This window comes from Psychrobacter sp. 1U2 (assembly GCF_051847575.1).
Window position 1 is genome coordinate 79,539 of sequence record NZ_JBPYDC010000003.1, and the last position, 13,214, is coordinate 92,752.

General features: G+C 44.9%; 15 protein-coding genes. 13 read left to right on the top strand and 2 right to left on the bottom strand.

The window, feature by feature from the left end; all coding sequences use genetic code 11:
• Positions 1–243: 243 nt before the first annotated feature.
• Complete coding sequence (gene gmk / locus ACS8FD_RS02420; protein ID WP_439274285.1) at positions 244–870, bottom strand: guanylate kinase; 627 nt, start codon at positions 868–870, stop codon at positions 244–246.
• Between the two features lie 301 nt (positions 871–1,171).
• Here gmk and ispH point away from each other — a divergent pair, with 301 nt between their 5' ends.
• From ispH to ACS8FD_RS02485, 13 genes are all read left to right on the top strand, one after another.
• Positions 1,172–2,128, top strand: a complete 957-nt coding sequence (gene ispH, locus ACS8FD_RS02425) for a 4-hydroxy-3-methylbut-2-enyl diphosphate reductase (RefSeq protein ID WP_439274286.1) — start codon at positions 1,172–1,174, stop codon at positions 2,126–2,128.
• Between the two features lie 35 nt (positions 2,129–2,163).
• Positions 2,164–2,406, top strand: coding sequence for a hypothetical protein (locus ACS8FD_RS02430; RefSeq protein ID WP_439274287.1), 243 nt, complete (start codon positions 2,164–2,166; stop codon positions 2,404–2,406).
• A gap of 76 nt (positions 2,407–2,482) precedes the next feature.
• Positions 2,483–3,298 carry a thioesterase family protein gene (locus ACS8FD_RS02435; RefSeq protein WP_439274288.1) on the top strand — a complete coding sequence of 272 codons (816 nt, stop codon included), beginning with the start codon at positions 2,483–2,485 and terminating at the stop codon, positions 3,296–3,298.
• A gap of 11 nt (positions 3,299–3,309) precedes the next feature.
• Entirely contained in the window at positions 3,310–3,462 is a 153-nt protein-coding gene (locus tag ACS8FD_RS02440) for a hypothetical protein (protein WP_439274289.1), read from the top strand.
• A 249-nt stretch (positions 3,463–3,711) separates the two neighbouring features.
• Positions 3,712–5,232, top strand: a complete 1,521-nt coding sequence (locus tag ACS8FD_RS02445; protein WP_439274290.1) for a catalase — start codon at positions 3,712–3,714, stop codon at positions 5,230–5,232.
• Between the two features lie 219 nt (positions 5,233–5,451).
• Positions 5,452–7,413 carry a molecular chaperone HtpG gene (gene htpG / locus ACS8FD_RS02450; RefSeq protein WP_439274291.1) on the top strand — a complete coding sequence of 654 codons (1,962 nt, stop codon included), beginning with the start codon at positions 5,452–5,454 and terminating at the stop codon, positions 7,411–7,413.
• Between the two features lie 273 nt (positions 7,414–7,686).
• Complete coding sequence (locus ACS8FD_RS02455; RefSeq protein WP_439274292.1) at positions 7,687–9,096, top strand: C13 family peptidase; 1,410 nt, start codon at positions 7,687–7,689, stop codon at positions 9,094–9,096.
• Positions 9,097–9,337: 241 nt separating this feature from the next.
• Entirely contained in the window at positions 9,338–10,228 is an 891-nt protein-coding gene (gene fghA, locus ACS8FD_RS02460; protein WP_439274293.1) for an S-formylglutathione hydrolase, read from the top strand.
• 216 nt (positions 10,229–10,444) lie between these two features.
• On the top strand, positions 10,445–10,696 hold the full coding sequence (locus ACS8FD_RS02465; protein WP_439274372.1) for a TIGR03643 family protein: 252 nt from the start codon (positions 10,445–10,447) through the stop codon (positions 10,694–10,696).
• Positions 10,697–10,749: 53 nt separating this feature from the next.
• The gene (rpe, locus tag ACS8FD_RS02470; protein ID WP_439274294.1) at positions 10,750–11,436 is read left to right on the top strand and encodes a ribulose-phosphate 3-epimerase; all 687 of its coding nucleotides are present in this window, start codon (positions 10,750–10,752) and stop codon (positions 11,434–11,436) included.
• A 264-nt stretch (positions 11,437–11,700) separates the two neighbouring features.
• Complete coding sequence (locus ACS8FD_RS02475; protein ID WP_439274373.1) at positions 11,701–12,033, top strand: hypothetical protein; 333 nt, start codon at positions 11,701–11,703, stop codon at positions 12,031–12,033.
• Between the two features lie 79 nt (positions 12,034–12,112).
• A complete protein-coding gene (locus ACS8FD_RS02480) occupies positions 12,113–12,424 on the top strand; it encodes a hypothetical protein (protein ID WP_439274295.1) in 312 nt (103 codons plus the stop codon).
• Positions 12,425–12,554: 130 nt separating this feature from the next.
• Positions 12,555–12,866: a hypothetical protein gene (locus ACS8FD_RS02485; protein WP_439274296.1), complete on the top strand. Its 312-nt coding sequence runs from the start codon at positions 12,555–12,557 to the stop codon at positions 12,864–12,866.
• Positions 12,867–13,024: 158 nt separating this feature from the next.
• On the opposite strand, the gene rpmG is transcribed toward ACS8FD_RS02485, so the two are convergent.
• Complete coding sequence (gene rpmG / locus ACS8FD_RS02490) at positions 13,025–13,180, bottom strand: 50S ribosomal protein L33 (RefSeq protein ID WP_010201403.1); 156 nt, start codon at positions 13,178–13,180, stop codon at positions 13,025–13,027.
• Between the last annotated feature and the right edge of the window lie 34 nt (positions 13,181–13,214).

A 13,214-nucleotide genomic window follows, 5' to 3' on the forward strand; every position in this document is an offset into this window, starting at 1 on the left:
GATTTATGATTAGCAGGTGGTATCGATATTATAAATTAATACTATAAATAATATGCCAATAGGTCGCCCGCTAATGTATAGGAGCAGAAATATAGAAAGATATAGGGGAAATAACTGGCTATTATAGCATTTTTTCGCCAGTCGCGTCATAGCTTTTATACTTGATTGCCAAAGCCTTAAAGTCGCTATTATCACTTAAAATATAGTCACTTAAACTATTAGTGTTTGAGCATTACTTGAAAGCTATTCTTCACTTTCATTAGTCAACAAAGCGTTGATGATACGGCGATGATGGCGCTGCTGACGGTTAAGCGTCTGCCTATCAGCGACGATTATGGCTTTAAGCTCAGTCAGTGCCACCTCAAAGTTATCATTAATAATCACGAAGTCAAAATGTACATATTGCGCCATCTCAGTAACGGCGCCGGCAAGCCGCTGCTCGATCACCTCCGCACTGTCTTGAGCACGACCAGATAGGCGCTGGCGCAGAGTTGAGAGGCTAGGCGGTAAGATAAAAATCATAGTGGCATCGGTAAATATTTTTTTAACTTGTAGCGCCCCTTGCCAATCAATCTCCAATATTACATCAATACCCGCTTCTAGTTGCGCACGCACGCTGGCCTCTGCAGTACCATAGTAGTTACCAAACACCTCAGCATGTTCTAAGAACTTGCCTTCGCCAATAGCGGTAATGAACACATCTTTGTCGATAAAATGATAGTGATGACCATCGATCTCACCTGGACGAGGCGCACGAGTGGTATGAGAGATGCTGACAGTCAAGTCATTAGTGGTCGCAAGTAGCTGCTTGACCAAAGAGGTCTTACCCGTACCAGAGGCCGCGGTAATAATAAACAGTGAGCCTGTCATAAGTATCCCAATAAAATAATGATAAGTGTTTTTTTTCAATAAAGTAGCTGATAGCGACGGCAATTATAATACTGATGGCATAGCATTTTAAAGCGTAATGAGAATATATTATGATAAAGTAGGGGTAGGTGCGTTGAATCTATGTATTTGTGCCCTGATAACTGCTTTAAGTACTGAATTTTTAAGCACTGATTCTTTTAAGTGACAATTTAAGTTTGAGCGCTAGTTTAAGTTTGAGCCCTGATCTTAAGTGCTAAGTGCTAAACCACTGATTCCAAATTATCTAATGATAGGCTGTCTTATGCAAATTTATCTTGCCAATCCACGCGGGTTTTGTGCTGGCGTAGATCGCGCCATTGCGATTGTCAACGAAGCGCTGACTCGTTTTGAGCCGCCCATTTATGTGCGCCATGAGGTGGTGCATAATAAATTTGTGGTTTCAGATCTTGCTAATCGCGGCGCGGTATTCGTTGAGGAGCTAGATGAGGTGCCTGATGGCGCTATTGTGATATTTTCTGCGCATGGGGTATCAAAAGCGGTCGAAGAGGAAGCCAATCGCCGCGATCTTACCGTGTTTGATGCCACCTGTCCGTTAGTAACGAAAGTGCATATCGAGGTGGCGAAGTTCGCGCAAGAAGGTATGGACGCGGTACTGATTGGTCATGCCGGCCACCCAGAAGTTGAGGGCACTATGGGCCGCTTTAATCGGGTACATGGGGGGCATATTCATCTAGTAGAGGATGAAAAAGATGTCGAAGATCTTAGCGTAAGAGACGCTGAGCGCTTAGCCTTTGTCACGCAAACGACCTTATCAATGGATGATACGGCAAAAGTGATAGACGCACTGCGTAATAAATTCCCAAGCATTCAAGGCCCAAGAAAAGATGATATCTGCTATGCCACCCAAAACCGACAAGACGCGGTCAAAGACTTAGCGGGTCGCTGTGAGGTAGTGTTAGTCGTAGGCTCGCCAAACTCATCAAACTCCAACCGTCTACGTGAGCTTGCCGAGCGCATGAATTGTAAGGCCTATCTCATTGATAACGCCAGCGAGATGAATCAAGCTTGGTTCGATGGCGTAGAGGCAGTAGGAGTCACAGCGGGCGCTTCCGCTCCTGAAGTTCTCATCCAAGAGGTATTACAACAATTACAAGATTGGGGCGGTAAGCAGCCTGATGAGCTCTCTGGTATCGAAGAGAATGTCACTTTCAGTCTACCAAAAGCCTTGCGTATTCCGGTAACTGAGGTCGGTAAGTAGAGTGGATGAGAACTATCTATTACGGGTAAAGTAAGATGAAAAAACAGAAAAAAAGATTTGTACTAGCAGAAGCGAGTCTTAATGAAGTTAACAAACAATTAAATGTCAATATGTTTGTCATTGGCGTATTGGTCATAATGCTTTTCTTAGACCTAGCGCACTTTATAAAAGAGTACAGTGTTTTTTATGGGGTACTTGTCGCTATTATGATTGTTTTGCTTTTCTTTACTCTTAAAAGTCGTAAGCTTCTCAAATTAAGGAAGCAAGAGCTCAGTTAACAAAATGAGATACGGTCTCGTAATAGTCAAAAAACGTAGATAAAAATATAAATGCAAATAAAAATATAGGACAGCTATGTCAGCGTATTACCAATTTAGCAAACGCGAGCAGCAGCCAGATGGTACTTGTATCGCTTATTATCAGCCGACCAAAAACGTTCAAGGTGCTTGGAACGAGCACGAGCAGCACATGGCGCCAGCGACAGGGCTACTCACTTATGAGCTGAACCAGTTCAATCCGCAAGACAATATGCGTATAGCCCGTATTAGTCTTGATATTTTGGGGTTGATTCCGCTTAGCGACTTTACGATTACCACGCGCTGTATCCGACCCGGCAGAACCATTGAGCTTATCGAAGCGGTGATGACGAGCCGGGGCCGCGATTGTATTATTGCGCGCGCTTGGCGACTGCTTACGCAAGACACTAGCGAGATTGCTGGGCTTGAAGATGCGACCGCGAAGCATCAACCTGAAGCGCTGCCGGTATGGGAGGGCATGAAGCAATGGCCAGGTGGTTTTATTGAATCTGTTAATTTAGTCGCTGAAGAAGATCGCCGTTCTGGCAAAGGTATGGTGTGGATTACTAACGAGACTGATATGATCGAAGGCGAGCCGACCAGCGATCTAGTGAAGCTGTTAGGTATGGTCGATACGGCTAATGGGGTGGTGCAAAGATTGGGTCTTGGGCTGACAAAGCTTGAATGGATATTTCCTAATACCGATTTGCAAATCCACATGCATCGTGCCCCAAAAGGTCGCTGGCTTGGTATTGAAGCGATACAGCAGTACGGTGATGACGGGATAGGGCTTACCAGCGCGGTGCTACATGATGTACATGGGCCGTTTGGTCGAAGTGAGCAGATCCTTACGATTCGTCCAATGCCGCACTAGGATAGATACGGTTGATGATCGTACAAACAGCATTTATCACAGTGCTAATTGTCACCACGCCGATTGTCATAAGGCGCTTCATAGCAAAAGACAGTATCGCAGACGGTGCTTTTAGTACGCGTAAGCTATGGGAGATACATAAGAATGGAGTTTTTTGGTTCTAAAAAACAAAACGAAAATATGTGATTAATTAATTATACAAAACAATACTAATCGGTTGTAATAGTAGTTAAGCAAACGACATGCAAGACAACACAACTGCATTGGTAGGTGACTATGAGATTTACTACACAAGTTACTATGAATAAAAATCACCGTTTTTCAAACAAACTGACAAGCATTCTAGATATACTGCTAGAGGCGTATTCAGTATAGGTTTGGCACTTTCATTTGTTTTTTATAGGAGTACGATCATGAGCGATAAAAAATGTCCCTACGCACCGACCCCACTGAAAATGAGCAACGGTGCCCCAGTTGTTGATAACGAAAACAGTAAAACGGCTGGTAAACGCGGCCCGCTTTTAGCAGAAGATTTATGGCTTAACGAAAAGCTTGCTGATCTCAACCGTGAGATTATCCCTGAGCGCCGTATGCACGCCAAAGGCTCTGGCGCCTTTGGTACTTTTACCGTAACAAATGACATCACGAAATACACTCGCGCTGGTATCTTTGACGAAGTCGGCAAGCAGACGCCGATGTTTGCGCGCTTTAGTACCGTAGCTGGCGAGCGCGGCGCCGCCGATGCGGAGCGTGATATCCGCGGTTTTGCCTTGAAGTTCTATACTGAGCAAGGTATTTGGGATATGGTCGGTAATAATACGCCGGTATTCTTCGTCCGTGACCCGCGTAAGTTCCCTGATTTGAACAAAGCGGTCAAGCGTGATCCACGTACCAATATGCGCTCGGCAACCAATAACTGGGACTTTTGGACGTTATTGCCAGAGTCATTGCATCAAGTGACCATTACCATGAGTGAGCGCGGTATTCCAGCCTCTTATCGAAACATGCATGGCTTTGGCTCGCACACTTATAGCTTTATCAATAGTGATAATGAGCGCTTTTGGGTCAAATTCCATTTTGTGACTCAGCAAGGTATCAAGAACTTAACCGATGCTGAGGCCGCTGATATTATCGCGAGCAATCGCGAAAGCCATCAAGAAGACTTGCTCAATGCCATCGATAACGGCGACTTCCCAAAATGGAAAATGTATGTGCAAATTATGCCGGAAGAGGAAGCGGATAATGTGCCTTACCATCCGTTTGATTTGACCAAAGTCTGGCCAAAAGGGGATTATCCACTCATCGAGGTGGGCGAGTTTGAGCTCAATAAAAATGCTGACAACTATCATCTCGATGTCGAGCAAGCGGCGTTTGCTCCAAATAATATCGTGCCTGGTATCAGTGCTTCTCCGGATCGTATGCTACAAGCGCGCTTATTTAGCTATGCCGATGCCCAGCGCTACCGTGTCGGGGTCAACCATAAGCAGATACCAGTCAATAAAGCGACATGCCCTGTGCATAGCAACCACCGTGATGGTTTGATGCGCGTCGATGACAACTACGGCGGCCGTCCGCACTATACGCCAAATAGCTTTGAGCAGTGGCAGGAGCAGCCGCAGTATGCTGAGCCGCCTCTCAAGATTGATGGTTACGCCGATCATTATGACTTCCGTGAAGACGATAATGACTACTTTAGTCAGCCGCGTGCGCTATTTAACCTGATGAACGATGAGCAAAAGCAGGTACTATTTGATAATACGGCAAGAGCGATGGGTGATGCGCTAGATTTTATTAAGTATCGTCATATTCGTAACTGTCATTGGTGTGAGCCGGCTTATGGCGAAGGCGTTGCCAAAGCACTAGGGTTGAGCGTTGAAGATGCGCTAGCCGCTCGTGATAGCGACCCTGCCCGTAATTTGCCAAGCTGCTTGTAGTTTATAATCAGCTGTTGAGTTAAAACATTTTAAGAAGTAACCACACCGCTTAAGGAAACTTAGGCGGTGTTTTTTTAGCTAACTTTTTTATAACAAGACTTTTGAACTTGAAATATTTGGTCGCGACCCTATTAGTATAAACAGCCTAGCGCTATTTGATACTCTTATTTAGTGCTACTGTTTTACGCTAATCTCAATTTTCCCATCAAGGAGTTTTTTATGAGTGAAGACAACAACCCAGAATTAAAAAAACATAGTTTTGAGGCGGAAGTAGCGCAGTTGCTGCATTTAGTGACGCATTCGCTATATTCTAATACTGATATATTTGTGCGTGAGCTCGTCTCAAACGCCTCAGATGCTTGCGATAAGCTGCGCTTTGAAGCGACCAATGACGACAGCCTGTATGAAGACGATGGTGAGTTAAAGATTCGCATCGCTGTAGACGCGGATGCCAAAACCATCACCTTTACCGATAACGGTATCGGTATGAATGAAGCTGATGCGATCGAAAACTTAGGTACGATTGCTAAGTCTGGCACCAAAGCGTTCTTGGACAAATTATCTGAATCACAAAAGCAAGACGGTCAGCTCATCGGTCAATTCGGCGTGGGTTTCTATTCAGGTTTTATCGTTGCCGACACTATTACGGTAGAATCGCGCAAAGCTGGTGAGTCTGCGGACAAGGGCGTACGCTGGGTCTCTGATGGCAGCGGTAGCTTTACAGTTGAGAATATTACTAAAGAAATCCGTGGCACCAGCATCACCTTACACCTAAAAGAAGAATACACCGAGGGCGAAGATAATTATCTCGATCGCACTAAGATCAAGCGTTTGGTTAATAAGTACTCAGATCATATCAGCCTGCCGATTCAGATGCGTAAAGAGGTCTGGCAAGAAGATGTTAAAGACGAAGGTGCGGACGAAAACGATAGTAACGACGCGCCAGCTGGCGGCGAGATGGTTTTGACCGACGAGTGGGAAACTATCAATAAAGCCAGCGCTTTGTGGACGCGCTCAGCGTCCGAGATTGACGATGACGAGTACATCGATTTTTATAAAAACATCAGCTACGACATGGATGAGCCACTCACTTGGACGCATAACCGCGTAGAAGGTCGCGTACAATATACCCAGCTGTTATATGTCCCTAAAAAAGCGCCAATGGATCTTTACACCCGCGAACAGCAGCATGGTCTCAAGCTCTACGTCAAGCGCGTATTTATTATGGATGACGCCGAGCAGCTATTACCGATGTACCTGCGTTTTGTTAAAGGGGTGATTGATTCAGCTGATTTGCCACTCAACGTCAGCCGTGAGCTCTTGCAAGAGTCGCGCGATGTGAAATCTATCCGTGACGGTAACGCCCGCCGCGTCTTGACGATGCTGGCAAGCCTAGCCAATAGCGAGGACAGCGATAAGCAAGACAAATTTGCTCAGTTCTATAGCGAGTTTGGCGATGTCATTAAAGAAGGCCTTGGCGAGGACATGGGCAACCAAGAGCGTATCGCTAAATTGCTACGTTATGCCACCAGCACAGATGACAAAGTTGCCACTAGCTTTGAGGACTATAAAGGCCGCATGATTGAGGGTCAAAAAGCTATCTACTATCTGACTGCAGATAATCTTGCCGCTGCTAAGAATAGCCCGCAACTTGAGCTGTTCAAGAAAAAAGGCATCGAAGTCATCCTCATGACTAGCCGTGTTGATGAGTGGGCGATGAACTTCTTGACCTCGTTCGATGAGACACCACTGCAAAACATTGCCAAAGGCGCGGTAGACTTAGGTGATCTGCAGGACGAGGAAGAGAAGGCAGAAGCTGAGAAGGCCGAGGAAGCCATGAAGCCGGTAGTTGAGAAGCTAAAAACTGCCCTAGATAAGCGCGCCAAAGACGTGCGCGTCTCTAATCGTCTCGTCGATAGCCCAGCGATTTTGGTCACTTCAGAAGGTGATCTGTCGCCGCAAATGATTCAGATGCTGCAGCAAATGGGTCAAGAAGTACCAGACACTCAGCCTATCTTGGAAGTCAATCCGGAGCATCCGCTGATCAAAAAACTCGAGAGCAGCGAGCAATTTGATGATCTTGCGCAAGTGATTTTTGATCAAGCGCTATTGGCTGATGGCGGTCAGTTAGAAGATCCAGCCGCTTATCTGAAACGCGTCAACGAGCTCTTGATGCGCTAGTTTGAGAGTAGTTGAATTATAAGTGTTAACTAAAAAGGGGATCTCGTTTGAGGTCTCCTTTTTTATGACTAGTTTTTATGAATGGGTTTTACGGCGAGTTTTACGGTTAGGTAGGATCGGTAATAGTAGAGAGCAAAATGGTTTTTACAAATCAGCCTTATGGTCTGAACCGACAATCCGTTACAATTGCGTTATGTTAGGACGTTAATAAGCCAGCAATTATAAGTGGTGCATCCTATCTTATTTCATCTGACTCGATAGAGGTTTAAGTCTTTGTCACTCTCGTCTCTAAAAACCGTCTCCCTTCAGCGCTTCTCTCTTAATTTTGCGGCCAATATTATAGCCGCTTTTTGGATGCTGATCGGCTCTACGCGAGCCTTTTCTTGGGTGAAACCTACCTTTATACAGTTTGCCGTGTTTGCTCTATTGGCGCTTGGGAGCAATGTACTCTTTTCTTGGTTAGCGGCTGAGAGTGGTAGCGTTTTTAATGAGCAAGGCTTAGTCAGTTACCTGATTTGGCCGGTGATTATTCTGCTAGCAGGTATTATTCTAGCGCGGCGCTCCGGAAACCAAAGCTTATTATTCGTACCAGCCGTATTATGGTTAGTGGCAGATAGTATCTCAGCGCTGCTACAAAGCTTAGTGCAGTTCTTTGGCAGCCGTGGTTGGTTACCGGATTGGAGCTATTCGTTTTTACCGATATTATTTTTAATATTATTTTTATGGCAAACCCTAGCGCTGTTATGGATCTTCTCACAGCGTTTGCGTACGCCTTGGTGGGAGCGCATTATCGTGCTGATAGGGGCCGTGGCTCTGCTCACTATCTGGCAAAAAAACGTTGCCGATCAGCCTATTTTCAAACCCATACCAGTTGAGCCGATATTAGAAGAAGCGGCTATTTATAAGCAGCCTGAGTTACTACAAAACGCCTTAGCTAGTATTGATGCTAGTATCTTAGGTAAGACGGAATGGTACTTTATGGGCGTCGCAGGATTTGCCGGGCAGGATGTCTTTCGCTCTGAGATTAATAATGCTCGCGAGCTATTTGATGTCCGTTTTGGCACGAGCGGGCGCTCTTTATCTTTAATAAATAACCGCTACAGCTGGACGGACGAACCCATAGCGACGAAGACCAGTATTTTGCGAGGCCTAAAAAAGATCGGCCAACAGATGAATAGCGATGAAGATGTATTGCTGCTCACCTTATCATCGCACGGTAACGAAGATATTCTTCAATTGGCAAACGCGCCTGTGGCGATGGATAATTTGGAGTCGGCATGGCTACGCGCGGCCTTGGATGAATCTGGTATCCGCTGGCGTGTCATCGTCGTGTCGGCTTGCTATTCAGGTTCTTTTATCGACGAGCTGATCTCTCCAACCACAGTGGTTATCACCGCGTCAGCAGCTGATAAAATGTCATTTGGCTGTACCAATAGCGCTGAGATGACTTATTTCGGTCAAGCTTTCTTTGCTGAGAGTCTACGTGAAAACACCAGCTTTGCCGCCGCCTTTAAAGATGCGAGCATACGTATACAAGAGCGCGAAAGCTTTATGGGGTTTGAGCCATCAGAGCCGCAAATGGTTGTTGGCAGCTTAATGGAAACGGCATTACCCGCTTTTGAGCAGGTATTATTTGATCAGCAGCGAGCACTGCAGCCCTCTGTCATGGTCGATATGGAATAAAAATATCACGCTCTAATAAGCAAGGCTACGATATCACCACCCCTTAACAAAGAGTCAAACAAAGCCAATAGATAGTCTGCAGATAGCTTGTATAATAGGGATCAGGTTTAGTCTTATTCATTATTTGAGTAGCGAGTTTGCTTTTCACAGCACTTAAATAACACGATAAATTTAATGTGTTTGTTTTATTTAGAAGTAACTATACAACGATAAAAACGGTAAATATAAAAGGATATCAGTGATGAGTCATTATTCTAATCCAAAGTTATCTGTCAGCTCAAAATTGACACAAGTTAGCGCTAATCGCTGCTTCAATGGTGAGCAGCACTATTACCGCCATGAGTCATCAGCGACTAAGACGCCCATGACCTTTAGTATTTATTTGCCAGACGAGGCGTTAGCTGGTCAGCGCTGTCCAGCGATACTGTATTTATCAGGACTGACCTGTAATGCGGATAACGTCACGCACAAAGCGCACTTTCAACAAAAATGCAGCGAGCTTGGTATTATCTTTATCGCGCCAGACACCTCGCCGCGTAGTAGCGATGATATCGATGTGCCAAATGATGAGCGTTACTTTGTTGGACAAGGCGCAAGCTACTATGTCGATGCGACACAAGCGCCGTGGTCAGAGCATTTCAACATGCAAAGTTACATCGTCGATGAGCTCTATGATCTGCTGCGTAATGAGTTTCCGGTGAACAGCATCGGTATTACTGGCCATTCTATGGGCGGTCATGGCGCGTTACTATTAGGGTTTAAATATCCTAGTAAATTTGTCAGTGTTTCAGCGTTATCACCGGTGTGTGCAGCGAGCGAATCCGCTTGGGGACAAGCCGCTTTTAGCGAGTATTTCGGTGATGATAAATCGTTATGGCAACAAGCCGATGCTGCTAAGGTCATCGAAGAAGCAGGGCAGCAATATGCCAGCTTATTAGTAGATCAAGGCGCTGCCGATAACTTTTTGAGCGAGGGGCAGTTGCAGCCCGAAAAGCTACAACAAGCTTGCAAAGATGCGCAGCAGCCTTTGACATTACGTTATCAAGCGGGTCATGATCATAGTTATTATTTTATTCAAACGGTCATTGAAGACCACATTTGGCACCATTATCGCCAAGCGCAGCTGAGTTAAACGAGAAAGCAGCCCTTAAGTTAAATAACAAATAAGGCAAACCTTATGACCGAAACGCCAGCGGATATAGAAACTCAATCGTCATTAGCGACTATGAAAGCAGATATGGCAGCAGCATTAGCGAAAAAGCAGCTAGAGGATGAGCAGCAAATTAATGCGGCTCATAGTGCTGAGCACGCGCTAACCGCCGCGCAACCAATCGATGCAGATGGCAATATAGTACTAGACGCAGTACAGACTTCAAGGGTCATCGAGATGGCATGGGAAGATAGAACGCCATTTGGCGCGATAGAGCACAGCTATGGCCTTGATGAGACAAGCGTCATCAAGCTCATGCGTCAAGAGCTAAAGCAGTCTTCTTTTCGTTTGTGGCGTGAGCGCGTAACGGGCCGCAATACTAAGCATGACGCCAAACGCGACTTCGAGGTTGGCCGCGCTTATTGCAAAACCCAATATAAACCGCGTTAATACTTCTTAAATGATGCCCTATTTTTAATACCCCTTAACTAGGTAGTTTTCCTATGATTTGTCCTGATAAGCAGTATTTAATCGCCCCTTCTATTTTGTCCGCTGACTTTGCTCGTTTGGGCGAAGAAGTAGAAACCGTTATAGCAGCAGGTGCTGATGTCATTCATTTTGATGTTATGGACAATCACTACGTGCCGAACTTAACTTTTGGTAGCATGATCTGTCAGGCATTACGCGATTATGGTATCGAAGCGCCTATCGATGTGCATTTGATGGTAGCGCCTGTCGATGGCATGATTGAGCAGTTTTTAGCCGCCGACCCTAGCGTTATCACTTTCCATCCTGAAGCTAGCGACCATATCGATCGTTCACTGCAGCTGATCAAAGACGGCGGCGCTAAGTGCGGTTTGGTATTTAATCCTGCGACTCCCTTACATTATTTAGATTATGTGATGGACAAGGTGGATCAAATTCTGCTTATGAGCGTGAACCCTGGCTTTGGCGGGCAGTCATTTATCGAAGGTACCTTAGATAAAGTACGCGAAGTACGTCAGCGTATCGACGCTAGTGGCCGTGACATACGGCTAGAGGTGGATGGCGGTATTAAGGCCAACAATATTCGCGCTATCGCTGAGGCGGGAGCTGATATGTTTGTCGCCGGCTCTGCAATCTTCAACCAAGAGGATTATAAAGTCGCTATTGACACTATGCGTGCAGAGCTAGCGAAGGCAGGCGAGTAGTCTCTACTGTTTGGCTCTTGCTTTTACAGTGGTCAGCCTCCATACAATAAGGACTAGCTATGACTATAGTCGATGCGCTATGAAAAAATACAGCGCTGCTGGGATGAATTTTACGCCGCCTCTGGGGACGCAGCACGCCAGTAAAATTTATACCAGTAGCGCGTTTGAATTTATAATATTTTTACTTTCAACTGACTATAGTTGTAATCGCACTGCTAACTGAGGTGAATTATGGACTCGCAAACGAATACCCACAATACTAGCATGAACTCTGAGTCAACTTCCAAGGAAGCGACTTTGAGCGCGCGCAGCTTAGTGCCGAAAGGCATCACCATAGGTTTAGCTATTTTTGCACTTATTTTGAGTCTAGCAGGTTATGGTTTTCGCCTGATAGCGGGGCATGACGTAAGCGAGGTTATGCTGCATGCTGCTGTGTTAGTCCCAGCTTTTGTTATCGGTATTCCATTACTGTTTTGGTTAGGCTCAAAGCTGTTTAATAAAATTAATGGCGCTAACATCGAAGGCTGGAACGCGATCAGTTTGGGATATCTGACCTCTTGTATCTCCCTATTGTGGCTGATGGGCACTTATAGCTAATCTTGTCTTACACAGTAATTTTTCTTATCTTCAATAAGCTATTACTAGCTTAGACCATAAAAACGACTGAGTTTTTTGTATGCAAATTATGCCCACTCGCATTGCCGATATTATTTATCCTAAAGATCTGCCAGATGGTCTTTTTACGAGTCTTATTATCGCCTGCTTATTGCTAGGGCTTGCTGGATTAAGTAAAGGCACGGGCGTTGAAGGTTGGCTTAATGTGATAGAGAACTGGCTGTTGATGCTGCTAATACTGCCAACAGCAACTGCTGCAATAGCCTTACCTTTTAAATACCGCGATCCTACTTTGGAGATCAAGCTCATGTATTATTTAGGGATGTTTGTGGCGTTTTTATTCACCATCGCCAAACTGCGCTACTGGCGTTGAACATTAGCCCTTGAAATTGATAGCTAAAGCGTCCATTGTATGAAGTAACGAAGAGTTTACCCGAGCGCTGTAGAGAATTAAATCATTAGTTTTCAAGACAGTAACCTACGGGATAATGAGGAAAAATGTAATGCCATACGATATTGATAATGAGATAGAAGTGGAGACTGACAATACCGATCCGTTTTCAGGATTTGCCAAAGAGACGACTCTCGAGCTGGTAGAGGCCGATGATGGTACGCTACTATTGCGTGATTCGGATAAAAATGAAGAAGCGCTAATGACGATTGATTTCTCTGATAAGCTAAAAGACTTATTGGGCAGCGATACGCAATCTATCGGTCAGCACATGATTCATGCCGCTATTCAGGTCATTATGCAAAAGCAGATGAGCCAGTGGCATGCCCATGTCTACGACAAAGAGCCCACGCATTATAGTTAAAAGAGCCCACGCATTATAGTTAATTGCACACTTTATTTAATCTAACTCGCATTTGAGTTAACTCGCACCAAACAATAAAACGTAGCGCATAAAAAAGGGTTTATCATTTGATAAACCCTTTTTTACGTTCAAATATCAGCGTTTATTATAAACAAAGATTATTTGATTTTAGCTTCTTTGAAGATCACATGCTGACGTACTTTAGGATCAAATTTTTTGATTTCCATTTTACCAGGCATGGTGCGCTTGTTCTTAGTCGTCGTGTAGTAATATCCAGTACCAGCAGTTGATACCAATTTGATTTTATCTCTCATGATAATTTTCCTTTAAAAGTGGCAGAGCACTAAG

Coding starts and splice junctions, on each gene's coding strand:
- ACS8FD_RS02475 (WP_439274373.1), top strand. CDS start 11,701: ATGAACTCTGAGTCAACTTCCAAGGAAGCGACTTTGAGCGCGCGCAGC.
- htpG (WP_439274291.1), top strand. CDS start 5,452: ATGAGTGAAGACAACAACCCAGAATTAAAAAAACATAGTTTTGAGGCG.
- ACS8FD_RS02445 (WP_439274290.1), top strand. CDS start 3,712: ATGAGCGATAAAAAATGTCCCTACGCACCGACCCCACTGAAAATGAGC.
- rpe (WP_439274294.1), top strand. CDS start 10,750: ATGATTTGTCCTGATAAGCAGTATTTAATCGCCCCTTCTATTTTGTCC.
- gmk (WP_439274285.1), bottom strand. CDS start 870: ATGACAGGCTCACTGTTTATTATTACCGCGGCCTCTGGTACGGGTAAG.
- ispH (WP_439274286.1), top strand. CDS start 1,172: ATGCAAATTTATCTTGCCAATCCACGCGGGTTTTGTGCTGGCGTAGAT.
- ACS8FD_RS02480 (WP_439274295.1), top strand. CDS start 12,113: ATGCAAATTATGCCCACTCGCATTGCCGATATTATTTATCCTAAAGAT.
- ACS8FD_RS02485 (WP_439274296.1), top strand. CDS start 12,555: ATGCCATACGATATTGATAATGAGATAGAAGTGGAGACTGACAATACC.
- ACS8FD_RS02435 (WP_439274288.1), top strand. CDS start 2,483: ATGTCAGCGTATTACCAATTTAGCAAACGCGAGCAGCAGCCAGATGGT.
- ACS8FD_RS02430 (WP_439274287.1), top strand. CDS start 2,164: ATGAAAAAACAGAAAAAAAGATTTGTACTAGCAGAAGCGAGTCTTAAT.
- fghA (WP_439274293.1), top strand. CDS start 9,338: ATGAGTCATTATTCTAATCCAAAGTTATCTGTCAGCTCAAAATTGACA.
- rpmG (WP_010201403.1), bottom strand. CDS start 13,180: ATGAGAGATAAAATCAAATTGGTATCAACTGCTGGTACTGGATATTAC.